General features: G+C 54.0%; 20 protein-coding genes. 15 read left to right on the plus strand and 5 right to left on the minus strand.

The window, feature by feature from the left end; genetic code table 11:
* Positions 1 to 407: 407 nt before the first annotated feature.
* Positions 408 to 1661, minus strand: a complete 1254-nt coding sequence (locus tag MFFC18_RS19725; RefSeq protein WP_075083537.1) for an NAD(P)/FAD-dependent oxidoreductase — start codon at positions 1659 to 1661, stop codon at positions 408 to 410.
* Positions 1662 to 1946: 285 nt separating this feature from the next.
* On the opposite strand from MFFC18_RS19725, the gene MFFC18_RS19730 reads away from it, so the two are divergent.
* From MFFC18_RS19730 to MFFC18_RS19750, 5 genes are all read left to right on the plus strand, one after another.
* Positions 1947 to 5267, plus strand: a complete 3321-nt coding sequence (locus tag MFFC18_RS19730) for a M28 family peptidase (protein WP_075083538.1) — start codon at positions 1947 to 1949, stop codon at positions 5265 to 5267.
* Between the two features lie 23 nt (positions 5268 to 5290).
* Entirely contained in the window at positions 5291 to 6874 is a 1584-nt protein-coding gene (locus tag MFFC18_RS19735) for an AI-2E family transporter (RefSeq protein ID WP_075083539.1), read from the plus strand.
* The gene (locus MFFC18_RS19740) at positions 6867 to 7799 is read left to right on the plus strand and encodes a hypothetical protein (protein WP_157665090.1); all 933 of its coding nucleotides are present in this window, start codon (positions 6867 to 6869) and stop codon (positions 7797 to 7799) included. Before MFFC18_RS19735 ends, MFFC18_RS19740 begins: the two co-directional genes overlap by 8 nt.
* A complete protein-coding gene (locus tag MFFC18_RS19745; RefSeq protein ID WP_075083541.1) occupies positions 7800 to 8159 on the plus strand; it encodes an ankyrin repeat domain-containing protein in 360 nt (119 codons plus the stop codon). It begins immediately after the preceding gene.
* A 152-nt stretch (positions 8160 to 8311) separates the two neighbouring features.
* The gene (locus MFFC18_RS19750; RefSeq protein WP_075083542.1) at positions 8312 to 11800 is read left to right on the plus strand and encodes a serine/threonine-protein kinase; all 3489 of its coding nucleotides are present in this window, start codon (positions 8312 to 8314) and stop codon (positions 11798 to 11800) included.
* 69 nt (positions 11801 to 11869) lie between these two features.
* Here the strand turns inward: MFFC18_RS19750 and MFFC18_RS19755 are convergent, their stop codons facing one another.
* Positions 11870 to 12886, minus strand: coding sequence for a molybdopterin-dependent oxidoreductase (locus tag MFFC18_RS19755; RefSeq protein WP_075083543.1), 1017 nt, complete (start codon positions 12884 to 12886; stop codon positions 11870 to 11872).
* 125 nt (positions 12887 to 13011) lie between these two features.
* Between MFFC18_RS19755 and MFFC18_RS19760 the strand changes: the two genes are divergently transcribed.
* The 5 genes from MFFC18_RS19760 to MFFC18_RS19780 all read left to right on the plus strand — a co-directional run bounded on the left by MFFC18_RS19760 (position 13012) and on the right by MFFC18_RS19780 (position 16498).
* On the plus strand, positions 13012 to 13419 hold the full coding sequence (locus MFFC18_RS19760; RefSeq protein WP_075083544.1) for a hypothetical protein: 408 nt from the start codon (positions 13012 to 13014) through the stop codon (positions 13417 to 13419).
* A 126-nt stretch (positions 13420 to 13545) separates the two neighbouring features.
* A complete protein-coding gene (gene ribH, locus MFFC18_RS19765) occupies positions 13546 to 14031 on the plus strand; it encodes a 6,7-dimethyl-8-ribityllumazine synthase (protein WP_075083591.1) in 486 nt (161 codons plus the stop codon).
* A 95-nt stretch (positions 14032 to 14126) separates the two neighbouring features.
* Positions 14127 to 14591, plus strand: a complete 465-nt coding sequence (gene nusB / locus MFFC18_RS19770) for a transcription antitermination factor NusB (RefSeq protein ID WP_075083545.1) — start codon at positions 14127 to 14129, stop codon at positions 14589 to 14591.
* Between the two features lie 9 nt (positions 14592 to 14600).
* Positions 14601 to 15782 carry a signal recognition particle-docking protein FtsY gene (gene ftsY, locus MFFC18_RS19775; RefSeq protein WP_084416970.1) on the plus strand — a complete coding sequence of 394 codons (1182 nt, stop codon included), beginning with the start codon at positions 14601 to 14603 and terminating at the stop codon, positions 15780 to 15782.
* A gap of 473 nt (positions 15783 to 16255) precedes the next feature.
* On the plus strand, positions 16256 to 16498 hold the full coding sequence (locus tag MFFC18_RS19780) for a hypothetical protein (protein WP_148619000.1): 243 nt from the start codon (positions 16256 to 16258) through the stop codon (positions 16496 to 16498).
* Here MFFC18_RS19780 and MFFC18_RS19785 read toward each other — a convergent pair.
* Positions 16495 to 17325, minus strand: coding sequence for a hypothetical protein (locus MFFC18_RS19785; protein WP_075083547.1), 831 nt, complete (start codon positions 17323 to 17325; stop codon positions 16495 to 16497). The genes MFFC18_RS19780 and MFFC18_RS19785 overlap by 4 nt on opposite strands.
* 154 nt (positions 17326 to 17479) lie before the next feature.
* Between MFFC18_RS19785 and MFFC18_RS19790 the strand changes: the two genes are divergently transcribed.
* Positions 17480 to 18118 carry a thermonuclease family protein gene (locus MFFC18_RS19790; protein ID WP_075083548.1) on the plus strand — a complete coding sequence of 213 codons (639 nt, stop codon included), beginning with the start codon at positions 17480 to 17482 and terminating at the stop codon, positions 18116 to 18118.
* Between the two features lie 107 nt (positions 18119 to 18225).
* Here the strand turns inward: MFFC18_RS19790 and MFFC18_RS19795 are convergent, their stop codons facing one another.
* A complete protein-coding gene (locus MFFC18_RS19795; protein WP_075083549.1) occupies positions 18226 to 18426 on the minus strand; it encodes a cold-shock protein in 201 nt (66 codons plus the stop codon).
* 415 nt (positions 18427 to 18841) lie between these two features.
* Here MFFC18_RS19795 and MFFC18_RS19800 point away from each other — a divergent pair, with 415 nt between their 5' ends.
* Positions 18842 to 19456 carry an HAD family hydrolase gene (locus MFFC18_RS19800; RefSeq protein ID WP_075083551.1) on the plus strand — a complete coding sequence of 205 codons (615 nt, stop codon included), beginning with the start codon at positions 18842 to 18844 and terminating at the stop codon, positions 19454 to 19456.
* Positions 19456 to 21459, plus strand: coding sequence for an ATP-dependent DNA helicase (locus MFFC18_RS19805; RefSeq protein ID WP_075083552.1), 2004 nt, complete (start codon positions 19456 to 19458; stop codon positions 21457 to 21459). Before MFFC18_RS19800 ends, MFFC18_RS19805 begins: the two co-directional genes overlap by 1 nt.
* 28 nt (positions 21460 to 21487) lie before the next feature.
* Here MFFC18_RS19805 and MFFC18_RS19810 read toward each other — a convergent pair whose 3' ends face one another.
* Entirely contained in the window at positions 21488 to 22777 is a 1290-nt protein-coding gene (locus MFFC18_RS19810; protein ID WP_075083553.1) for a carbohydrate-binding domain-containing protein, read from the minus strand.
* Positions 22778 to 23011: 234 nt separating this feature from the next.
* Between MFFC18_RS19810 and MFFC18_RS19815 the strand changes: the two genes are divergently transcribed.
* Together MFFC18_RS19815 and truA are read left to right on the plus strand one after the other, a co-directional pair.
* The gene (locus tag MFFC18_RS19815) at positions 23012 to 24040 is read left to right on the plus strand and encodes an aspartate-semialdehyde dehydrogenase (RefSeq protein ID WP_075083555.1); all 1029 of its coding nucleotides are present in this window, start codon (positions 23012 to 23014) and stop codon (positions 24038 to 24040) included.
* On the plus strand, positions 24022 to 24810 hold the full coding sequence (truA, locus tag MFFC18_RS19820) for a tRNA pseudouridine(38-40) synthase TruA (RefSeq protein WP_075083556.1): 789 nt from the start codon (positions 24022 to 24024) through the stop codon (positions 24808 to 24810). The genes MFFC18_RS19815 and truA overlap by 19 nt, the downstream gene beginning before the upstream one ends.
* The last annotated feature ends 45 nt before the right edge of the window (positions 24811 to 24855 follow it).

A 24855-nucleotide genomic window follows, 5' to 3' on the forward strand; every position in this document is an offset into this window, starting at 1 on the left:
ATGGATGTGCAAATTACTTTCTCACGGACGGATCGTTTCGTACCCTGGAGGAACAGTCCATGCCATTCGAAAACTTACATTCAATTATCGCGATTGCGTTCACCGCAGTCTGGCTGATGGTCGGTCAATTTGCGTTTTCAAAAACGTGACACAACCGCAACCACTAACATCGTGAACTCAAAGACAAACGCGGGCCGGTCGGTCCGCGTTTTTTTGTGTCTGTTGAAAAGTCTGGGGCGACGGGAAGTCAAAACCAAACCTGATCACGCCCGAAACACGATAGCCTGAAGGCCGTGAACCGACGACAACACCCGCAAGTTCGCCTCGCATTTCCAATGTAGGCGTCAGCCCAAGCCGAGAGTTACCGCCGACCGTGTTCGGAACGCGCAATGCACCGGAGGCCACGCCTACGACATGTCTGCGGTTTCGCCGCTTTTGGCTTTCTCGATGAACGGATCAAGGTCCTTGAAGATGGCACCAGGATCGCCATCGAATACTCGACCAATCAACAGATCCGTTAAATTGCCAGCGTGTTGCGGGTAAGCTTTCATGAATCCACCAAAACTGAATTCCTTCGTGTAGAAAGCCCGAACCAACTTGCGGATCCACTTCACACCTTCCTCGAAATCGCCTGTCCACTTACCAAGCTGTTTCTCTGACAAATCGTTTTTGTGCAAGCCTTCTGCGACGGCTTCTCCGGCAAGCAAGCCTGACTTCAAGCCAAGATAGACGCCTGACGAGTAAATCGGATCAATGAAACCGCCAGCATCGCCCACCAGAACCCAACCGTTGCCAGCCTGTTTGGTGGTCGTATAAGAAAACTCTTTTGCAACCTGCAGCCGACCGGTTTGCGTCGCGTCACGAAGGCGCCGACCGATTCCCGGGCAATTCTTTCGTTCCTGCTCGAAAGTCTCCTGGGGCGAGTTTCCTCGCTTGAGCAGAAAATCATTATCGGCCACCAACCCAACACTCACCGTGCCGTCAGACAGCGGGATATACCAGAACCAGGCGTCCTTCGATTCCGTGTGCAAGATACAAGTCACCTCAGGGTTGCCGCCGCCGGCACGTTCCGCGTTTTCGAAATAACCCCAGATCGCAGCCTTTTTGAGATCGTCATAAACTTCACGCAACCCGTTTCGGTTGGCAATCATCGCCGACTGACCGGAAGCGTCGACGATCACCTTAGCGGAAAGCTCGCGTTCTTTTCCCTTCTCATCCAGAAAGGTGACTTTATGAGGCGACTTTGGCTTCAGTTCAATATCCAGCACACGGGTTTGGTCCGCACACGTTGCCCCGCGCTGAAAAGCTGCGTCGTAGAGCAACTTGTCAAAGTCCGCTCGCTTCACATGCCAGGACATGTTGCTTGGTCGATCATCGTGCTCTGAGAAAATGAACGGCTTCGTTTCCTTGTCGCTCGCACTGACAAACTGGACGCCGTGCTTTTGCTGAAAGCCGACTCGATCCATTTCGTGGGCCAGGCCCAGACGTTCGAAAATCCAATACGCTTCCGGCATCAGCGACTCGCCCACATGTTCGCGAGGGAACTGATCACGCTCGATCAGCAGCGTTGAAAATCCCTGTTCGGCGACGATACAGGCCGCGGTGGATCCGGCAGGACCCGCTCCGATGACAAGACAGTCGTAACTTCGATTGGCAATCATGACGGGCGCTTTATAGAGTTAAAGTCAGTTTTCAAATACATTCGAGCAGGGGATTTGACCGCACAAACTCGATCCAGACAACGGTTTTTACCGTGTTTCGCAACAGAGCGACGCGTACAGTCCACGAATCTTCCGCGCAACTGGTCGCTCCCACGATCTTAAACCGCGTTTTGCGTGCCGCGTGTCCCCAAAAACAGAGTTACCAAGAAGTAAATCTGTTGTTAGTTTAATCGTAAACTTCATCTCCACCCTTCGAGCGAAATCCGAATTTCGCACTGAGTGCCCATGTTCCGCCTCACATTCAACGCAATCCGACCCCAATCACTGATCCGCCTGCTTGCGTTCGCCCCCCGAAAGCGGAGCCTGTTCGCTGCATTGGCGATGGCAGCCTCAGTATCGATCACGCTGGGTTCCGCGACAAAATGTCCTGCACAACAGGACGACAGCGTTGCGGACAAAGCAGAAAAGAAAGCGGAAGCGGTCGAGCCCAAGTTTCTCAGCGAAGTGCGACAGCTTACTTTTGAAGGCCGGCGTGCTGGCGAAGGGTACTTCAGCCCCAGCGGCGACCAAATGGTTTTCCAGAGCGAGCGACTGGAAGAGAATCCGTTCTTTCAGATTTACGTTCTCGATTTTGAAACAGGAGACGTGAGCCCTGTTTCGCCCGGCCACGGAAAAACGACTTGTGCGTGGATCAACCCCGACGAAGAAACCGTGCTGTTCTCTTCGACTCATGACGACCCGGAAGCAGTCGCCAAACAGAAAGCCGAAATCGAGATGCGTGAATCGGGTACGCAGCGCCGGTACTCGTGGGACTACGACGAAAACTACGAACTCTACGCCGGCAAACCTGGCTCGAAGGAGTACGTCAAGCTCACCGACGCCACAGGCTACGACGCCGAAGGTTCATACTCGCCCGATGGAAAGCTGATTGCTTTCGCGTCCAACCGAAACGCGTATTCCAAGCCGATGACCGAGGAGCAGAAAAAGAAGTTCGAAGTCGATCCGGCTTACATGATGGATCTGTTCATCATGAACGCGGACGGCTCCAACGTTCAGCAACTGACCGAAGCCCCGGGCTACGACGGCGGGCCTTTCTTTTCTCCGGACGGCAAACGAATTTGCTGGCGGCGTTTTAGCGAGAACGGCGCAACGGCCGAGATCATGACGATGAATATCGATGGCAGCGACAAACGCACACTGACCAAAATGGGAGCGCTCAGCTGGGCTCCTTTCTATCACCCGTCCGGCGACTATTTGATCTTCACGACGAACAAACACGGGTTCGCAAATTTCGAATTGTATCTGGTTGCTGCCGACGGGAAGTCTCCTCCGGTTCGCGTTACCGACACAGAGGGCTTTGACGGACTGGCAAGTTTCTCGCCGGATGGAAAGAAGCTGACATGGACTTCCAATCGCAACGCGCAAAAGCAGTCTCAGATTTACCTGGCGAACTGGAACGACAATCACGCCAGAAAATTGTTGGGGCTGGATCCCGATTCTGCTTCGATCCGCGAAGCATTTGAAATTGGATTGCGATCCGCAAAAGAATCCAACGCTGCGTTTCGCGATTCGGATATCGCCCGCCACGTGCAGTATCTCTGTCGCAATGACCTTGCTGGCCGCATGACGGGCTCGAAAGGCGAACGTATGGCAACCGCGTACGTTGCGGCTTACTTTGATTACCTTGGCATCAAGCCTGCCGGCGATGACGGAACATGGTTTCAAACCTTCGAATTCCCTGATGGTGCCGAAGCAGGACCGGGCAACGTGCTTTCGATGAAAACGGGTGTCGGCGGGTCGACAGCGTTGGCAACCGATGTGGATTGGCGCCCGCTATCGTTCTCGGGCAACACTTCTGTCGAATCGGCAGACGTTGTTTTCGCCGGCTATGGAATCGTGGCTGAAAAGACGGACAAGTTCGAAGCCTACGACTCGTACAAAGGCCTCGACGTGAAAGGCAAGTGGGCGATGGTGTTCCGCTTTGTCCCCGAAGACGTCAGCCCTGAATTGCGTCAGCATCTTTCTTACCGTGGCGAGCTACGCAAAAAGTTGCTGTATGCGAGAGAGCAGGGTGCTGCGGGAATGATCGTTGTCAGTGGGCCTTCGTCAAACGTCAACAACGAACTGATCCCTCTGTTCAATGACTTTTCTCCTTCCGGTTCGAGCATCGCAGCGATCAGCATCACGGACTCGGTGGCCCAAAAACTGCTTGGTGAACAAAAGCTCGGCTCGTTGCAGAAATCCTATGACGACGGAACCAAACAGGCCGGTTTCGCTCTGGAAAACGTTTCTGTTGCAGCCCAAACAGACATCAAAAAGATCATCGGAAGTGGACGTAACGTAGTTGGCCGCCTGATCGTCGGCGACGCTCCTTCGGAGAAAGTCATCGTCGTCGGAGCTCACATCGACCACCTTGGTCAGGGTAAAACGGGCGGCTCACTGGCTCGCGAGAACGAGAAATCGCAAATCCACTTCGGTGCCGACGACAACGCTTCGGGGATCGCCGGCATGCTGGAGATCGCGGAGTACATTTCGAAGCTGAAGAAGGACGGCAAGACGAAACTGAAACACGACATTGTTTTCGCCGGATGGTCAGGAGAAGAACTTGGGCTCCACGGCTCGAAACATTTCGCAAAAAGATGGCCGGGTTTGATGGAAGACGCGATGGACAAGACCAAGCCGAGAGAAAAAGATTCGTTCCACGATTTCATTATTGGCGTCGCGAAAGATGGAAGCCTGAGCCTGAACGATTCAGCTACCACGCTTGATGAGCTTGGGAAAGAAATTGCCGTGGTCGTCAAACTGGCTCCTGATTTCCCTGTTGAGATACTTGCTCATGCGGATGTCAAAGTCAGCGAAGTCGAGAAGGTAAAGAAAGTTCTGTTCGACTCGGGACTGAAAACGGTAAAAGTAGGAGTCCTGAATCCTGCCATCGACCCGACGGCAGATCGCAGCGTAATCGCGGCGCTCAACATGGACATGATCGGTCGACTGGAAGACAAACTGGTGCTGCAGGGAATCGGCAGCAGCGACGGTTGGAGTCGGATGATCGAAACCAGCAACGCTGTCATTGGATTGCCACTGACGCTGAACTCGGACACCGAACTTCCGACCGATGCGACATCGTTCTATAAAGTCGGCGTTCCGATCCTGTCGGCCTTCACCGGTTCGCACAAGGATTACCACACGCCTCGCGACACGCCGGAAAAGCTCAACTATCCGGAAGCTGCCAGAATCGCAAAACTGATGGGGTTGGTAACGCGAAAGCTGAGCATTGCCGAAACGCAACTGGCCTGGAAACGTCATGAGCCGAAACAGAAGATGGCAATGCGTGGCGGCGGGCGAGCCTATCTGGGGACCGTCCCCGACTACGGCGCCGACGTCGTGGGTGTTAAACTGGACGACGTCAAAAGCGGTGGACCGGCTCAACAGGCTGGTGTTCGCGGCGGAGACGTTATCCTTGAACTCGCCGGAACAAAAATCGAAAACATCTACGACTACACAGCCGTGATCGATCGACTGAAGCCGGGGCAAAAGGTAAAAATCAGAATCCAACGCGGCACGGAAACCATGGAGCTTGAGTTGACACCTGGCTCCCGCCAGTAAAGTCGACTTCAACAGGCAAACGCATGACGAAATCCAAATCAGGCACACCCGACGCTGAACCGCAGTCCAACTATCGGGTCTCCAGGCTGGTTTCTTTCATTTTGCTGATCGGCGTGATCGCTATTTTGGGCGTGATCTTCTATCAGGTCATGTCCCGGTTTCTGATTCCGCTGTTTCTGTCCGCGTTGCTGGTCGTCATTTTTCGACCGCTGCACGAATGGGTACTGGAAAAAGTCAACGGTCGCAATCAGGTCGGAGCACTCCTGACGACGTTGCTAATCCTGTTGTTGGTTCTGGTCCCCGTTTCGACGTTGATCTTCATGGCAGCCACCGAAGGCAGTGCCGTCTTTAAACAGATCAATACACCGAAAATCATTGACGACCTGTCCAGTGTCCGCTCGCGGTTGAATCTGGACATGCCGAACTCCCGTGAAATTCGTGCGATCGAGAATCGGCTGGGCTTGCTACAGAGCTCCATGGTGCTGGATGAGAAAGATCTGGAGTCTCACTCCTCATCCTTTTTTGAGATCATGGGCGATTCAATCAACATCGCGAACGCCAACGAGCTTGACTGGCCCGTCGAAGCAATCGAAGAAGACGCGGTCCCGCCGAGAGGTCTGCACGGCTATTGGCAGCGGTTTGGAAACGAATTGGGTTTGGCCAAACAGCTGCAGGTCGAGGTCGAGAAGGAGATCCGCAAGAAGTCCTCCGACCTGGAAGATTTTGCGGCGTCCAGCGGCGACAAACATGAAAAGATTCACGACTATATTAAAACTATCGGTAAAGCAAACACCGAGTTCCTGAACTTCAAGTTCGAACTGCTCGGTGGTCGCACTCGAGCTTCGATTGTGGAAACAGCGAACCCGACCGGGGAAGAGCTTCAGCACTACACCAGCCAGTTCATTGGCTTTATACGCAACAAACTGTTCGCTCTGGGCGGATCGATTACTGCGTTCGTGACCAGCACGCTTTTCGGCAGCGTCATCATGATTATTGGGCTGTATTTTTTCCTGCTTGACGGTCCCGCGCTCCTGAAAAGCCTGCAGGGACTTTCGCCGATCGAAGACAAACACGAACAGGAACTGGTCGAAGAATTCGCTCGTGTCAGCCGCGCAGTCGTGCTCGCAACGTTGCTCTCTGCGGCAGTTCAGGGGTTGCTGGCCGGAGTCGGATTCTGGATCTGCGGACTCGATTCGATCTTTCTGCTGACACTGCTTTCAGCAGTTCTGGCGATGGTTCCTTTCGTGGGTGCGGCTTCTGTTTGGGTTCCTTGCGCGTTGTATCTTTTTTTCGTGGACAACAACCCTTACGCGGCGATCGGCTTGGCAATCTACGGCATGGCGGTAATTTCAATGGCGGACAATGTCATCAAGCCCTGGATTCTTCACGGACAATCGAATCTGCATCCGCTGCTGGCGTTGCTTAGCGTGATCGGTGGCGTCGCGGTTTTGGGGCCGATCGGAATTCTGGTTGGACCCATGATCGTCGTATTTCTGCAGACATTGCTAAAAATCCTGCAACGCGAAATGCATCTGATGGAAAACATCAAACCGCCCGTTCTGGAGACGACAGCAGGTTCAGCGGTTCCCGAGTCTGATGATGCCTGAACGCGATTCCGATTTGGCCAAACTTTTCGTCAACGCGATCCATAGCGGCGACGCAGACAAAGTGAATCGTCTCTTCGCCGAAGTCAACGGTCTGTCCGAGATCATCGACCAACCGTGGTGCCACTTCGACAGCCCACCGATTGTTGCGGCAAAACAAAACCGCGAACTGGTCGAAGTCCTTCTCAAACACGGAGCCGACATCAACGCTCGATCGGCATGGTGGGCAGGCAGTTTTGGCGTGCTCGACGGTGTCGACCGCGACACGTTTGACTTTCTGATTTCACGCGGCGCGACACCAACAGTTCACGCATGTGCTGCCCAGGGAATGGCAGACGAGGTACAGAACTTTTTAAACGCGGATTCGTCTTTGGCCAACGCTCGCGGCGGAGACGGACAGACTCCGCTGCACGTCGTCGGCAGTACCGAAATCATCGACATCCTGCTGGGTTCCAACGCCGATCTTTCGACACGCTGCCTCGACCATTCGGCAACGCCCGCACAGTACGCCGTGGACAAACCCAAACTCTGTCAGCATTTTCTGGCTGCGGGCGCTCAACCTGACATTTTCATGGCGGCCGCGCTGGGCGACATTGACCTCGCGATCAAAGTGCTTTCGGAACAGCCCGATGCGATCTCAACCCGAATTGGTCGTTGTCCGCGGACTTCTCCGATTCACCCAAGGTCGGATCGCCACATTTACTTTTGGAAGCTGAAGAATGCAGAAACGGCGATGGAAGTCGCGAAGCTCTTTGGGCACGAGTCGACGTGGAAATTCCTGTTCGACAACGGCACCGAAAAAGATCGCTTTCTGTCAGCGTGCTGGGAAGCGGACGAAGAAACCGCTGTCAGAATTATTACTCGCTCGCCAACGATCACGGCGCAGGTGGACGACATTGATCGCCAGGAACTGTCTCGCGCTGCCTAGTTGGGCCGCACGAAAACGGTTCAACTAATGCTCAAGGCTGGCTTTGACCCGCATATCCCCGGTGCCGAAGATTCGACGCCGCTGGATCGAGCTTGCTTTCACGGCTTTCATGAGATCGTGGAAATCTTGCTGGACCGCGATCCCGATCCGCCGCTTGAATTCAAAAACGCTTTCGGCGGTACGCCATTGAGTTGCTGTATCTGGGGCAGTATTCACAGCTGGATGAAGACGGACTTGAAAAGCGACCACAAACGTTGCGCTGAGTTGTTAATTTCCGCAGGTAGTCACTTCGAAGAGGCCTGGATCCCGACCGTCAATCCGGAAATGGATGCAATTCTCAAGGCCCATTTGACTCAATAGCTGCGGCTTTGCAACGTTCCGCCGCGAGTCGATGAACAGATGTTCACCTTCCGGATTCAACGACGCCGAATCGCGATCACATTGGTTTTGACAGCCTCTGAGCGATCTGCTCAAATCAACCGTTCAGCACATCGACGAATCTTTGGGGCACTATGAGCGAGAATGAGGAACTTGATCTCGACGCGCTCGTAAAGACCGCCGGTTCTTTTTCGCGTGATCGATTCGCTCAATTCATGCAGCTGATTCCTCCGGCGACCCGGAAAGTTGTCCTTAAGCGTTTGGCCGACAGGCACGCATCGACATCGACGACCGACGACGCAACTGGCAGGTTCGATGCTGCTCTTCCTCCGACTGTCATCGTCGAACCAGAAAGCGAAAACAAGGCCAGCGAAGATCGGACTACCAAGCGTGATCGCGTGTCGGATGACGTCAGCATGGTCAAACTTCACGCCCGTGGCGCGGTCGGCGAAGTATTCGTTGCGTTTGACAAAAAGCTCTCTCGTGAACTTGCTCTCAAGCGAATTCGACCAGAGTTGCCACCGAGTGATCGCCGGGTACAAAGGTTCATTCGCGAAGCAGAAATTACGGCAAACTTGCAGCATCCCGGCATCGTTCCAATCTACGATCTGGTTGTGTCCCCGGACAAAGTCCACTACACGATGCCCCTGGTCTGTGGATCGACGCTTTCCGACTTGATCAAACAAACACACGAGAAGTTTGGTGATCGAACTGATCCGGTCGAGTGGATGTCAGCGTTTCGCCCTTTGCTGACCCGCTTCATTGCCGTTTGTAATGCGATCGACTACGCGCACTCCGAAAACGTTCTGCATCGCGATCTGAAACCTGACAACATCATGGTCGGGACGCAGGGACAAACTTTGATCCTCGATTGGGGCTGTGCCAAAAAGATCGACGATTCGGAAACCTCCGATGAATCTCAACCTCAAATCCAGGATATTGAACTGGCGAAGATTCTTGGTGTTGAACCGCAAAACCGAATGACAGTCGCCGGATCGGTGATGGGTACGATTGCTTTCATGAGCCCCGAGCAAGCGTCAGGAGATCCGAGTCGAGTCGGAACTCACAGCGACATTTTTGGACTTGGTGCGACGCTGTTCAACCTGTTAACGAACGAAGTTGCTTACGAGAATGTCGAAACCGATGACAGCAGCATCGACAAGGCACTTGAAGAAGTCCAACAAGGCAAGCATCTTCGTGTCGAAGAAATTGACTCGCGAGTACCGGCTCCAATCGCAGCGATTTGCCTCAAGGCGATGGCTTACGATCCAGAGAAACGCTATGCGTCGGCCGGCGACTTTGGCCGTGACATTGACCATTTCCTCGCGGGCGAACCGGTTTCGGCCTATCGCGAACCGCTCATTGATCGCGCAGCGCGCTTTATAAAACGTCACCGAACCGCGTTCACGACGTTGCTTGGCACACTGTTGGTTGGGTTTCTTTCGTTGGCGTTGGTGACCCTGATCGTCGATCGACAACGTGCAACGCTGGCAGACAAAAACAATGAACTGGCGTCGCTGAATGATGAACTGGCCGCAGTGAACGAGCGTTTGACCAATTCGATTGAGGCCGAGAAAGAGCTTGTCACCTCCGCGACCGTCCGAGAGCTGCAGAGCAAGCAACAGCTTTACGCGACTGAGATGTTACTGGCTAGCGAAGCTTCGTCCGAACCCGGTGGCATTGGGCGCATGCGTCAACTGGTTGACCGTTGGCGTGGGCCGGAGATGAGCGATTTCCGCGGATGGGAATGGCGGCACCTGGATGCTCTGGGAAATAGCGAGTACTGGAAAACGGACCTCGAATCGACCGTCAACAGAATATTCACGACCCGCGACAGCCCGATCGTCAGAGTTTTCGACGCGGACAAGTCACTGGTTTTCAATCTCGACATCGAAACTAAAAAAGTTATCGGAAGAATCAGGCTTCCTCGCAACACGACGTCACTGGACTTCAACCGCGACCAATCCGTGGCAGCAGTCGGGCTGGCCGATGGCTCGGTTCAAATTTTGAAGCTGAACCAGAAGGGCTCGAAACCGGTCGAGTTTAAAACTCTGAAGTCCACCATCGCGGATATACGCTGGAACATAGGAGGCGACTATCTCGCTGCCTGCGACGTGTCTGGTAACGTCGCGGTTTGGCAGTGGTATGAACGCAAGTTGAAATTTACTGACACAGGTGTGCTCAAACAGGCTGGCAAACAGCTTTTGCACTGGTCTTACGATGGACACAAACTTTACTGGACCACCAGCAGCGAAATTTTCGAATGGGGAACTTCGGACGGAAAGAAAAAACAGATCGTTCGTGACGGCTGGATCGTCAGTCCTTGCTCGAGCCATGAAGGTAAACTTTTGGCGTGGGTCGGACCGGGAAATACGATCGTGATCCACAACCCCGAATCCGGAGAAACGAAGAGGCTCAGCGGTCATCAGTTGTTTGTGGAGACACTACATTGGCATCCGCACAAACACTATCTATTAAGTTCCAGTGCCGATGGATCGGTCCGCATCTGGAATGCGGATACTTTCAAGCAAGTCAGGCAGTTGCTTGGCCATGGCGGGCACGTGTACGCGGCGTCCTGGAGTTCTGATGGATCCAAAGTTGCCTCCGGAGGTTTGCCAGAAGATCATTTCCACGTCTGGGATGTTTCGAATTTGGGAAGCGAACAGGACCGCGAACTCAAAGATCATCCAGCGTTTGCCTGGCACCCTGACGGCGATCGGCTGGCGGTTGCAGAAGGTTCGAACATTTTGGTTGAGGGTAGGCAGAACGGTTCGATGGAAACGCTCCTGCTGAAGCCCGCTGACTCGAAGTCGCCTGAGATTTACTCTCTCGCGTACGACGATTCCGGCCAAAGAATTGCGTGCGTATCGGCCAAAGGACGAGTGTGGACAATTGACGCAGAATCCGGAGAAATGCTGAAATTGCTCGACGAAGGCAGCAATGCAAATCTGTTCCCTCGGATTACCGGCAAAGCCATCCAGTGGTCGCCAGACGGCAAGTTTCTGGCGGCGATCGGCAGTAGAGGCAAAGTCCGAATCTGGGACGATGCGACAGGAATCGACATCGGTAAAAAGCTTCCCTCGGACATGGACAAAACACTGGTTGTCTGTTGGAGCCCACTGTCCGATGGCGTTTCGAGACTGGCATTCGCCGGCGTCGACAACTCTATTTTTGTTTTCGATCCGATCGAACAGAAGGTCGACAGAACGTTTACGCAGTACGGGTGGAAAAAAGGGCTTGCCTGGTCACCCGACGGCAAACAACTTGCCGTCTCCGATCGGCGCAGCATCAATGTTTGGAATGTCGACAGCGGAACTCGATTCGGAACGTGTGAAGGTCCAAGCTCCATGATTCGCGACATCTCTTGGAGCAAATCTCAGGGCAGAATCGCGGCGTTGGCGGAAGACGGCTTGATCTGCATGTGGAATGCAGAATCGCTTGCGTATTGCGCCAAGTTCAATTTGCATCAGCGAATTCCGTACTCGGTTCGCTGGAGCCCCAATGGCGAACATCTGGTCTCGACCGCGAGGAATGGGCGATTGGTGAATCAGTCCCTTTCTGATTCCAACCACAATTCTGATTTTCCGACTCGCAAACTCGGGACAAACCCATCCGGAAATTGACCGAGCCAGACGCAAAACCAATTGGCGAAAATCGAAACGCTGTTTGTTCCAGATCGCTGTCGATCGTCGCTACTGAATCCTGGCGATGGATACAACGAACTCCCGTTGACCGGGATTCAGACTGTCGAGTTGATGCTGGGAGAACGTGGTTGCGCTGAGCTTGGCGTGAGTTCTTTCGCCGCTGAAGAAAGATGCTCCGATCAGCGAACTCCCGCTCAAATCAACGTCCGTCAAATCGGCTCCAGAAAAGTCAGCTCCCTCCACATCGGTTCCTGAGAACTTCGCCCCGGACAGGTTTGCACCAACGAAACTGGCATTCGAAAGATTGGCATCAGAAAAGTCTGCCTTGGCGAGCGAACAATTGTCGAAGGCAGCGTCTCGAAGTTTGGCGCCGACGGCATTGAGGCCATCGAGATTTCGATTGCTCGCATCGATACTACGAAGGTCGCGATTCGAAAAGTCCTTTGAGTCAATCAGCGTCGCCGCAGTTCGCCGGTCAATCGTCGCCGCCATGTACCGCTGCTCTTTCCAGGGGTCCGCCAGATTGTGATATCCCGCGTCGGCTTCCCAATATCCCAAACGGTCTTCTTCGAGAAACTCAATCTCCTCCAGCCACTTCACGCTTTTATAGAAGTACTTCCTCGGGACAATATTTCGAATCGGGCCGCCGTGCCCTGACTCAATCGGCTGACCCTCGGCCGCAAGTGCAATCAGACAGTCATGCGCAATCGCAACGTCCAAGGGAAGCGACGTCGAATGCTTTCTCGCCGAACGCGAAACAAAGGAAACAAACTTTGCGTTTGGCTTGGGCTCAACGAGGCGCAAAAGATCCTTCAGCAGCACACCGGAAAATGGAACATCCAGTTTGGACCAACGCGTGACGCAGTGGATGTCGACCACCAGGCTGGTTTGCGGCATCGACAGAAGTTGCGATGTCGAAAAGGTGGCTGGACTCTCAACCAGCCCCCCCAAAGAAAGTGTCCAGCTTGTCTTTTCGCTGTTAGCAGGTTCACGTTCACCAATCACAGGCCATTTATTCGATGCAACTACTTGTTGACCCGGCGGAATTTTCGTGAGTTCTGTCATATACTGTCTCGGTATTGCGAAAATGGAAGTTCGGATAAAAGACGGCTCATCGCGAGACTCGACATTGGTCGATTTCCGATTTACGCCGAATCATAAATGAACCACCAGTCCTCAAAGGGAGTCACATGTACAAATTACTTGCTTGCCTGGTTGCTGTTGCAGCGATCAGCCTTACTGCTGGCGAATCTCAAGCCCAATTCTACCGCGGCGGATCAGGAATTTCGATTGGCATCGGCGGTGTCAATGGAGGAATCGGCTATAGCAGCTTCAACCGCGGCTACGGACGCTCGGTCAGCGGACTGAGCATCAACCTTGGCAACGGAGGATTCTCCCCTTACGGCGGATTCGCTCCGGTCTACCGCGGAGGCTATGGCGGCGGATTCTACGGTGCCGGACGTCCTGTCGTTGTGGCTCGTCCTGTCGTTCAGGTGGCTCCTGTCTACCGTGGCGGATACTACGGCGGACATCGTGGAGGCGGATATTACGGCGGGCATCGCCATGGCGGATACCGCAGTTGCGGTGGAGGCTGGTAGTCAACGGATTGCCGACCGGCAGATGAGATACTTAAATTTCGCAAGCGCAGATTTGACCCGTTTCAAATCTGCGCTTTCTTTTTATGATCTTTGCTGACAACCGACGGCCTTAACGTTTCTGACCCAATGACGATCGACAAAAACCAACGAGAACTTGGCAAGCCCAGCCTGGTCACAGGCAGCCGCGTCGGAATCGTCGTGTCGAGCTACCATCGCGACATCACCGGAAAGCTTCACAGCGGCGCCGTCGAGACCCTGAAAAGCGTCGGTATCGCGGACGAGGACATTTTCACCGCGTGGGTTCCTGGTTCGTGGGAAATCCCACTGGCGGCTCAGCGTCTTCTGGACACCGACAAGTGGGACGCGATCGTCTGTTTGGGCTGCGTCATTCGCGGCGAGACGACTCACGACCAGCACATCAACACCACGATCAGCAACGCGTTGGGCATGCTGTCGCTGGACTATTCAAAACCGGTGGCTTTTGGCGTTTTGACCTGCAACACGCTCGATCAGGCTCTGGCTCGCAGCGGTGGATCCGTCGGCAACAAAGGCGTCGAAGCTGCCGAATCTGTGCTGCATATGCTTTCTCTATTCGAAGAAATCGGCAGCTAAAAGCCCATCCGATTCGACGGCTTCACGCTTTGCTGTTGTCGATTAAACTGTGGCCTCAAAGTTTACTCATCGCACGACTCCTCCAATCTTTTTTTATGTCACGTCGCAGTCGAGCCAGAGAAATTGTTTTACAGGTGCTCTATCAAAACGAGCTCAATCCGGAGCAGCCTGATTTTGTGCGTACCAGGTTCGTCGAAGCCAGACTGGGGCACAACGACAAACTGGTCGCGTTTGCGCGTTCGCTGATCGATGGCGTTCGCATGAAGCGGGAAACACTGGACAGGCAATTGGAGAAAACAGCCATGAACTGGCGACTGTCCCGGATGGCGGCGACCGACCGGAACGTTCTGCGGTTGGGAGCTTACGAACTGTTGTTTACAGATGCTCCTGGACGCGTCGTGATCAACGAAGCCATCGTGCTGGCTCGGCGATACGGGTCCGACAATTCGTCGTCGTTCGTCAACGGAGTTCTGGACAAACTGATGAAACTTCAGGCCAAAGGCGAACTCGAAGAACGCGACGAAGCTGCAACAACAGACAAAGAAACTCAAGAAGACTGAACCTGAATCATGGCCAAGTGGAACCCCTTCCGAAGAAACAAGCCTGAGGACAAAGCTCCTCAGGAATCACCTGCCGTCGAACCAGGGCAGGGTGGTGAAAGCGATGCTTCGTCTGAGTCCACGACACCGGTGGCTCCATCAGAAAGTTCAACTGCTCCGGCGCAGCAGACTCCAGCGGTTCCGTCCGAGCCAGTTCCTACGGAGCCAACCTCAAAAGCGCCAACCCCCGAGGCACCCGAGCCTGAGAAAGAACAGAAGACCGGATTTTTCAGCAAGTTCAAAACGGCGCTGAAAAAAACCGTCAACGTGCTCAACACGGACCTTCGAGACATCGTCAAGGAAGGCCGTTTGGTTGACGACGCATTCCTGGAAGAAATCTTTGCGTTGATGATTCGCACCGACATGGGTGTTGCGTCGGCCAGCAAGATCCGGGACGACATCGGCAAAAAGTTTCGTGCTCGCAAAGTTGAGTTTTCCGATTTGGTTGGGTCAGCAAAGGAAACCGTTCGCGAAATCATGCAGCAAGGTTCAGCCGATGTGAACTTTGCCGAATCCGGCCCGACGATCATCATGGTCGTCGGCGTGAACGGTGCCGGAAAGACAACTTCGATCGCGAAACTCGTCTATCGCTACAAAGAGATGGGCAAATCCGTCGTGCTTGGCGCTGGCGACACGTTTCGTGCTGCGGCCGTCGAGCAGTTGACGGTCTGGGCCAATCGTCTGAATGCTGAAATCATCACCGGGAAGTCTGGCAGTGACCCTGCAAGTGTGGCCTGGCAGGCTACCGAGGCAGCTTACAACAACGACCATGACATTTGTATCATCGACACGGCGGGCCGACTTCAGACGCAATCCAACTTGATGGATGAGCTTGGACGCATCAATCGCTTGATCAACAAAGCTGCCAACAAAGTCTCCGAGGGCTCGACCGCGCCGCACGAAGTTCTACTTGTGCTCGATGCGACCGCAGGCCAGAACGCACTCAGCCAGGCAAAAGGGTTTTCTGAGGCAGCAAACTGTACTGGCATCGTTTTGGCGAAACTCGACGGAACGGCCAAGGGCGGTGTTGCGATTCCGATTTGCCAGGAGTTCGGCTTGCCAGTCAAGTTTATTGGACTGGGCGAGACGCCGGACGCTTTTGCCAAGTTCGATGTTGATACTTTTGTCGACGCACTGTTCGACGAAAACTAGGCACTGTTTGATAGATACCAGCCTGAAGCGTGAGAGCGGGAGCGAGTATACGCCCAATTTCCGACTCACTCACTTGCGCGCGTCGTGCTTGTATTAAGTATGCCAAACAGTTTCTGGCAGTCGTTTTCTTCGCTCGGGCAATCCAGACTGCATGCCGTAAAGGCTTGGCGACCGATTGGAATTTTGTGGGCCTGCTACTGTCGCTTGCGGACCGTGTTTGCGTTGAGCTCGCGAGAGTCCTACACAATCTCGATTCACGTTCGTAGTGATGGCTTTCGATCAGTGCTGGTCGTTAAACATTGACGAATGCACCGAAGGCTCCGGCCGTCTGAAAGAATCCGTCTGTTCTGGCACAGAAAACAGAGACGTAGCGACCCTAAACTGCCGTTTTTACCCATAGAGGCGGCGCGACTACAACACTGAAGTTATTCTCCGCGCCACCATGTCCCTCAACCATGGGAACCGGTGAAACAATGAGCAGTATCAAACTCAAGTCCCAGGTCAGCGGCGAAGAAATCAGAGATCTGACCATGCAGTGGGGCTATCAAACGGCAACAGCAAAATCAGGCGGAGCCAGTCGTCAGGCCGAGGAACTTGTCGAAGCTCGAGTCATTCCAGCGTTCTTGAACCGAATCCTCAACGGTCTTTCGATGCTCGCCGGAGCGGCAACCGCAGCGTGCCTGATCGCATGGATCCTCGCCGCGTTCAGCGGCTAGTTCTGCTCGGCTTTCGTGTCGACCAGTTTCTGGGCCGCGGTTGCCCATTTGGATTTCATCGCTTCGTGAACCGAGAGCGTGAACCGATCGCGGCTCTTGTCAATTTTTGCGTTGAGCTTCTGAACCAGCTTGTCTTCTTTTTGATCAAGCTTTTCATCCAGCTTCTTCTTGACGATCCGCGTCACCTGCTGCGCAAACTCGCCGCCGGCCTTACTGACACGATCAATTCGAAAGTTTTCCAGAACGATCGTCGCGTCGTCAACTCTCGGATCGAAAATCAGGTCCGGCGGAAACTTCGACAGATCCATTGATGATCCAAGACTCACCGCAACGGTCAGCTGTACATCCGCCGAACCGTTAGCGCTAATGCTGTAGAGTTGAACTCCCTTGACCCACTTCGCCTGACGCGCAACCACGCTTACCTTTGCAGTGACAACAATGTCAAACGAAACTCGCTCTTCGCCAGTTTCCAGAAAATTGTCTAACTGGACCGAGAACCAATTGTCCGGATCGACCAACGCGACTTCGTAGCGATCCCAGGTTCCGTGATTGACTTTCTTCTTGCGTCGTTTCGTTCGCAGCCGACCGTCGCGGAAGCTCACTTTGACACCATCCCAGCGTTCCGATTGCTTGCCCCAGTCTTTGTCTTCGACGTAACGAACCGGCATGCTCTCGAGGGCCAGCTTGGTCAGAAACTCATCCAACTGTTCTGCGTCATCGTTATGCGTGCTTGTTGATGCGTCGCCGGTCGGATCCTGAGCAACAGCAACAGACGACACGAGTAGCACGACCGCAACGAAGGTCAAACTGAGTTTCGATTGTGACACTGATCTTCTCGCTTCAGTTGAACGGAATGGCTGCTTATTTGATATCCAGCCGAACGCGTCTGACAGGTCTGACATTGTGATAGAATTCACGGTTTGGAGCTATCTCAATGTTCCCCGTACCTTCTCACCGTCTCCAAACTGAACTGCCGCAGACATGTACGTGCTACGACGAATTCCGGTTCAAAACTTGATCCTGATTGCAGCGGGACTGCTGTTCGTTGGCTGTAGTGCTGAAAGCCATTCGTCGATTCCGGTTTCCGTTCAGCAGCCTCCGCCCTTTTCATACAGTGGCCGGATCGGACGCATTTGGGGCGGCGACAACTTTGAAGTCGTTGAGAATGGCAAACTGCACTACGCATTTATTCGCGGAATCGACACGCCTGAACCTGGCCAGCCATTTCATGAGGAAGCCAAACGAATGTTGCGGCAATTGGCAAAGAGCAAAAGAACCGTGATTCATGTGCTGAAACGTGACGAATGGAAACGTGAAGTATGTGACGTGAGGATCACCAACTTTGACATTACCGATGAATTCACAGCGAACACGTCGGGCGAGTCGGACGTCGATCCCGCGCTCGAACTGCTTCAGAGTGGACTGGCCTGGTTCGATCAAACCGACGGGCCGTACGCTGAAAGTTATCGCAATGCCGAGGCAACCGCCAAAGAGCAGGGGCTTGGATTGTGGTCTCAACCGAATCCCGTTGCTCCGTGGGAATTTTGGCAACAACAGGTTATGCAAATCACACCCGACGAGTCAGACAGCGAAGAAGCGCAGCACGAACCGGCTCAGTAACTGTGGCGGCGGTACGGCGGAAGCAATGCCGAATCTACAGCGGCGCACAAACAGACCTCTCCGAGTTCACTCGAAGAGGTCCGTTGGTTGTCTGAATTTGTCAGGCGTTAGCCATCGATCAGCTTCACATTCTCCGCGCGTGGTCCTTTCGGACCTGTACCTTCCTGATACTCGACTTTCTGTCCTTCACGCAACTCCTCGAAAGAAATTCCCTCGAGTGCTGAAAAGTGGAAGAAGATGTCTTTTTCTGCTCCCTGAATAAATCCAAAACCCTTTTCAGCCAACTTTTTGATAGTACCTTCCGGCATAGAAATCCCCAAAATCACTCGACGCAAATCAAAATTAAAAGTGTCTCGAAATTCGAGCAAAGTACAGAGACACCAAACAAGTTGGACAGGCCAGTAAATTTCAACATCGACTTTGGGAACATCCGCAACGCGAGCATTGGAATTCGTGGCCAGCTATCGCCGAAACGAAATCTAACCGAGCCTTTCCGATTTGCATGATATGCGACTCGTTCTCGCCAAGCAAGCAACGAAATTACGACTCAGATTGGAAAACGTCCGGCATCGTTCCCAATCGACTCCATCAAAGGTATTCTGTCCCGGAGATGCCGCAAAAAACCGGTTTCGGCTACGCAACCATTACGACTCTACGCGAAACAAATTACTAACGACTCTGCTCATTAGCAAATTTTAATACTCAGAACCCGAGTAATCACTCATGCTGCCAAATGACGACACCGAAGCTCTGATCTTTGATTGCGATGGAACGCTGGCCGACACAATGCCATTGCACTTCATCGCATGGCAGAACGTCATGACCGGTTATGGATTCCAGTTCGACGAAGACCTGTTCTATTCGCTGGGCGGAAAACCGACAGAGCTGATTGTTGAAGATCTGTCACGCGACCAAAACATCGACGTCGACGTGATGAAAGTCACGAACGAAAAAGAGTCCGCGTTTCTGGATTTGATCGACCAGATTGAACCCATCAAAGCCGTCGTCGGCGTGGCTCAACAGTTTCACGGCAAGCTGCCAATGGGCGTTGGGTCGGGAGGGCAACGCGAGGTCGTGAAGCAGATTCTGTCGACGCTTTCTATTGAGCCACTTTTTGATTGCGTCGTCGGTTCAGAAGATACTGAAAAGCACAAACCCGAACCCGATGTATTCCTCGAAGTCGCATCGCGCCTGAAAGTTGAACCGTCCAAATGCCTGGTTTATGAAGATGCGGATCTGGGCGTGGAAGCCGCGCGGCGTGCGGGCATGCAGTGCTTTGACGTCCGCACCATTTTTACTCCACGCCGAATCACTTCGACCGATCCCGGGAACGCTTGATGCTGAACGTCGACGACATCCTTGCCGATGGAGGAGCTGTCGCCAAGCGTCTCACGAACTATGAGCAGCGCGAGGAACAGCTACAGATGGCGGCCGGCGTTGCCCAGGCCATCGCCACGAAACGGCACCTGATTGTGGAAGCCGGGACAGGCGTCGGCAAAAGTCTGGGCTATCTGGTTCCGGCGATCCTCAGCCTCGCAGCCAATCAGGAATCGAAGGACGAAACCAAACGGCGAATCGTTATCTCGACGCACACGATCAGCTTGCAGGAACAGCTGATCGAAAAAGACATCCCGCTACTCAACAGCGTGATCCCGCTTGAATTCTCAGCCGTCCTGGCGAAAGGCCGCGGCAACTACGTCAGCCTGCGACGGCTGCGAGATGCGGCGCGCAACGCGGGAACACTTTTCGGGTCCGAACAGGAAGTCAGTCAACTCGATCCGTTGTTGCAATGGAGCAAGGACACGGTCGACGGTTCGCGAAGTGATCTTCCGATTCGCGTGCTGCCACAGGTTTGGGATGAGGTTCGTAGCGACAGCGGAAATTGCCTGGGAAGAAAATGTCCCAGCTACAACGACTGCCATTACTTCAAGGCGCGACAACGGCTTCAGAACGCGGACATCCTGGTCGTGAACCATGCGTTGTTCTTTACCGATCTGGCGCTGCGACGGCTGGGCGTGAATCTGCTGCCGGACTATCAGTGCGTGATCCTCGACGAAGCCCACACGGTTCCCGATGTCGCCAGCGACCATTTGGGGTTGGGTGTGACGATGGGGCAAATCGACTACACCTTGCGGCGGCTTTATAACAACTCGCGCAACAAAGGCCTGCTGGTCGTGCACGGTCTTGGCGAGGCGCAAAAGCAAGTCGTGAAATGCGTCGAAGCGGCCAATGAATTCTTTGGCGACGTCCAGGGTTGGTACGAGCGAACGGCCTCCGGAGGTTCCAACCGCCGCGGCAGCACGTTGCGGGTCCACAAAAAAGGTGTCGTTGCCAACCGGCTGTCGAAGTCGATGAACGAGCTTTCGAAAATGGTGTCTCTGGCGGCAGAGGACGTGAAATCTCCTGCCGAAAAACAGAATTTGATCGCGGCCGCTGATCGTCTGACTGCGATGTCGTCGTCGGTGGAACAATGGCGGACTCACGAGCTGGAGGACTCCGTTTACTGGATCGAAAGTTCAATGCGACGCAGCGGCAAGCAACACGTCGGCTTAATGGCGGCGCCATTGGACGTCGGACCGCTGATTCGAGAAAACCTGTTCGACAAAGTGGACTCGGTGATTATGGCCAGTGCCACGATTGCAGTTGGCGATGGCTCGTTTGACTTCTTCCAAAACCGGGTCGGACTGACTCAGGGCGACAGCCTGCAACTGGGCAGCCCATTCGACTATGAAGAACAGGCGAAACTGATCGTGGTACGTGACATGGCGAATCCGTCAACGCATCGCGACCTGCACGAGCGACAGTGCATCGAAGCGATTCGGCACTACGTGAAACAGACCGACGGGCACGCGTTCGTGCTGTTCACCAGCTATGAATTTCTCAGCCGTACGGAACGCGAGCTTCGTCCGTGGATGATCGAGAATGACTACGGCATTTTCAGCCAGGCTTCTGGCGTGCCGCGCGGCCAGTTGCTGGACCAGTTCAAGAATTCGCCGCGAAGCATTCTTTTTGGGACGGCCAGTTTCTGGCAGGGAGTCGACGTGCAGGGCGACGCGTTGCAGAACGTGATCATCACGAAGTTGCCCTTCAGCGTGCCCGACCAACCGCTGCTGGAGGCTCGACTGGACGCGATTCGCGAAGCTGGAGGCAACCCGTTCAACGAGTATCAACTTCCCGAAGCGGTCATCAAGTTCAAGCAGGGTTTTGGTCGACTGATTCGCAGCAGGCAGGATTCCGGCATCGTGGTGGTACTCGACCCGCGGATCCGAACCAAACCTTACGGCCGAGTGTTTATCAACTCGTTGCCCAAATGCACGATCGTCGAGGAATCGATTGAGTAACGTTTGAATTTCTTCCTGATCGCGAGGTTCACACTCGGTTATCAACGACCGGGATCGTGGCGACGATCTGATCCGGAGCAAAATTCCCTCTCGCGTCAGCCAGTGTTCCGCCGATCAGCCGAACCGAATAGTCTCCTTCGACCAGAGGACTGCCGTCTGATGGAAAATTGTCGAGGCGATAGTACACGAAGAAGATGTCGCCTCGCCCTCCGAAGTCGCTGTAGCTGGAAATCCTCGGCAGGTAAACGCGGCCTTCCGGATCAATCAGCTCGACCTGGATACTGGAAAGGATCGCGTCCGGAGTCGGAGGAACCTGAAAATTGTCAGTGATCCGTAAGTTAAAGACAGCTGCTGACTCTCCGTTGCCGACCGAAAAAACGTTCAGCTCCGGACTGCCGCTGATCGTAACAACCGGAGGCTCGACGTCTTGCGAAAGGTCAACCGTTTCCAGACGAAGATCCGTCAATCGAAGCGGCACGAGTGTGTCGTCCGATGTTTCTCCGACCCAAATCCAGAGGAAAGCCGAAGTTGCATTCGCTGGCGCGGTAAACTGATTTGACTGCACGCGATTCGATGGATCCATCGCGTTGTCATTGAGGTCGAAGTTGAAGAACGACGGAAGCTCATTTCCCTCCGCGTCACAGAAGTCGACGCCTGCGCCGACTCCCGCGTTATCGATCGATCCATAGATCTGGTTTCGCCATGCGTCCACCGTCAGTTTTACCAGAGCACCTGGTTCGAATTTAATTTGGCGTGAAAGAGAAATCTCTCCTCCGGATCCGTTGACGACCAGTTCGTTGTACTCCGGGTCCACGCTAATCTGATCGGGACTGAACGGACGACTTACCTGCCAAGTGTTTCCATTAAAGTCGATTTCGCCCGAGCCAAAATCCTGAACCTGGATGTAGCCGTTCTGGTGCAAAATACTGCCCAGATCGTAGCCCGGCTCAACTCCGCGGCCAGGCACGTAGGTTCCGGTTGAAAATACGTTGGGTGCTTTCAAGATGTGGTTGATGCCATCGAAAACGTATCGTCTGATGCTCAGATTGCGGTCTTTGACTCCGGGCTCGTAGAGGTCATTGACGAAGTTGATCCGAAGATCATCAAAGGACAGCGAATCGTCGACGTCAAAAGTGAACGAACCTTCCTGAGAGGAGGGCACGACCTCGCGCAACAATTCAGTTTCTCCGGCAGTGACCACCATGACTTCTTCGCCGGTGTAACCGAATGCTTCGATCGTGACCGTCGAGAGCATCTGCCTTGGCTCCAGCTGTTCGACGTACAGTGAACAGGCGTCAGATTTCGTCTTGTGAATCATGAGGGGGAGCTTTAGTGCGAGACCGGAATGGGTTATTGATTGGGGCTGCCAGTATAGCTTCGCTCTGTGACGGAGATACTCATTCTGAATGAGTTTTCGAGTGTCTCAAGAGCGGCATTGTGGCGACGATCCCGACCATCGCTGATTCGTTCGAACAGCCGAGGTTTTACTTCGAAAGAAGCCAGTTTTTGGCTATAATGCCCGGCCAACATTTACCCTTAACTGGAGACCACCTTGGCCAAGCGTATCGCAATCGCGGGAGCTACTGGAGCCGTCGGCACACTCGTTCGGCAAATGCTCGAAGACCGCAACTTTCCCTATGAGACCATCACTTTCCTGGCGTCGAAACGTTCTGCCGGTTCGACGATTGAGTTCAAGGGCGAGACGCATACGATTAAGCTGCTGGAACCGGACGCTTTCAATGACATTGATATCGTCATTGGCTCAACACCCGACGACGTGGCAGCGATGTTCGTTCCGTGGGCAGTTGAGCGTGGCTGTATTGTTGTCGACGAAAGTGGTTACCATCGCATGCTCGATCATGTGCCGTTGGTCGTCCCGGAAGTTAACGCCGACGCGATCGCGGATCACAAAGGGATCATCGCCAGCCCGAACTGCAGCACGACTCAGATGGTTGTGGCCATGAAGCCGATCCACGACGCAGCGAAAATCAAACGCGTCATCGTTTCGACTTATCAGGCCACCAGCGGCGCCGGAGTGAAAGGCCAGCAGGACTTGACCGATGGCTCTCGTGCTTTCCTTGAAGAAAAGGAACACGATTACCAGGCGTTCAGCCATCCGATCGCCTTCAACGTGATCCCGCAAATCGGTTCGCACAAAGCGGACGGCTATACTTCGGAAGAGCTGAAGATGGTTTACGAGACTCGCAAAATTTTCGGCGATGATTCGATTCAGGTCTGCCCGACTTGCGTCCGCGTTCCTGTTTCCAATTGTCACAGCGAGACCATTCTTCTGGAAACCGAGCGTCCTGTCTCGCCAGAGGAAGCTCGCAAGCTTTTCGAAGACGCTGAAGGCATCACGGTCGTTGATGATCTCGATGGCGGAATCTATCCAATGCCTAACAACAGCGACGACCTGGATGATGTCTTCGTCGGCCGAATCCGCAAGGATATCAGCTGCGAAAACGGGCTGACGTTTTGGTGCGTGAGCGACAACCTGCGCAAAGGTGCGGCAACGAACGCGGTTCAGATTGCTGAGCTTTTGGTATCGGATAAGTACTCGGCATGCGGCACCTCAAACTGACGGTTGCCTACGAAGGCAGAAACTTCGTCGGTTGGCAGGTACAGAAGAACGGGATCTCCGTGCAGCAACGGCTCGAAGAGGGCTGGGCGGAGGTCACCGGCGAAAAAATTCGGATCACCGCCAGCGGTCGCACCGACAGCGGCGTGCATGCGCGCGGCCAGGTGTGCTCATTGGCGACAAATTCACGGCTTCCCAACCGCGATTTGATTCGTGCGCTCAATGCGAAAACGCCGGAAGACGTTTCGGTGCTGAAAGTTGAATCGGCGATCGATGGATTTCACGCGATCAACCATTGCGTGAAAAAGACTTACAGCTATCAGATTCAATGCGGCAGAATTCTGGATCCGCTGGGGCAGGACCATTGGTGGTTCGTTCCGCATCATCTGGACATCGCGGCGATGAAGGAAGCTGCCGCTTTCCTGACCGGGAAACTGGACTTTGCCAGCTTTCAGGCTTCCGGCGGTGTTGCTCGACAAACCACCGTTCGGAATGTGTTGGAGCTGCGAATCGAAACGGCGGAACGCGAACCGTTCACAGAAGTCCGGATTTTCTTGACCGCAGACGGCTTTCTTTACAACATGGTCCGGAACATCGTCGGGACTCTGGTTCACGTTGGACGTCGCAGCGAGCGTCCCGAGTGGGTGAAATGGGTGCTGCAACAGAAGGACCGCACGGTGGCAGGGCAAACCGCACCGGCCAACGGGCTGTTTTTGGACGAAGTTTTCTATCCGCCAGAAACCGTGGTTCCCGAATCGATTCAGCACGGTTGAACGCCGATTAGGGTCGAATAATCCTGCCATCTGGCTAGAATGTTG

Source organism: Mariniblastus fucicola, assembly GCF_008087665.1.
In the GTDB taxonomy this organism is placed as follows: Bacteria; Planctomycetota; Planctomycetia; order Pirellulales; family Pirellulaceae; genus Mariniblastus; species Mariniblastus fucicola.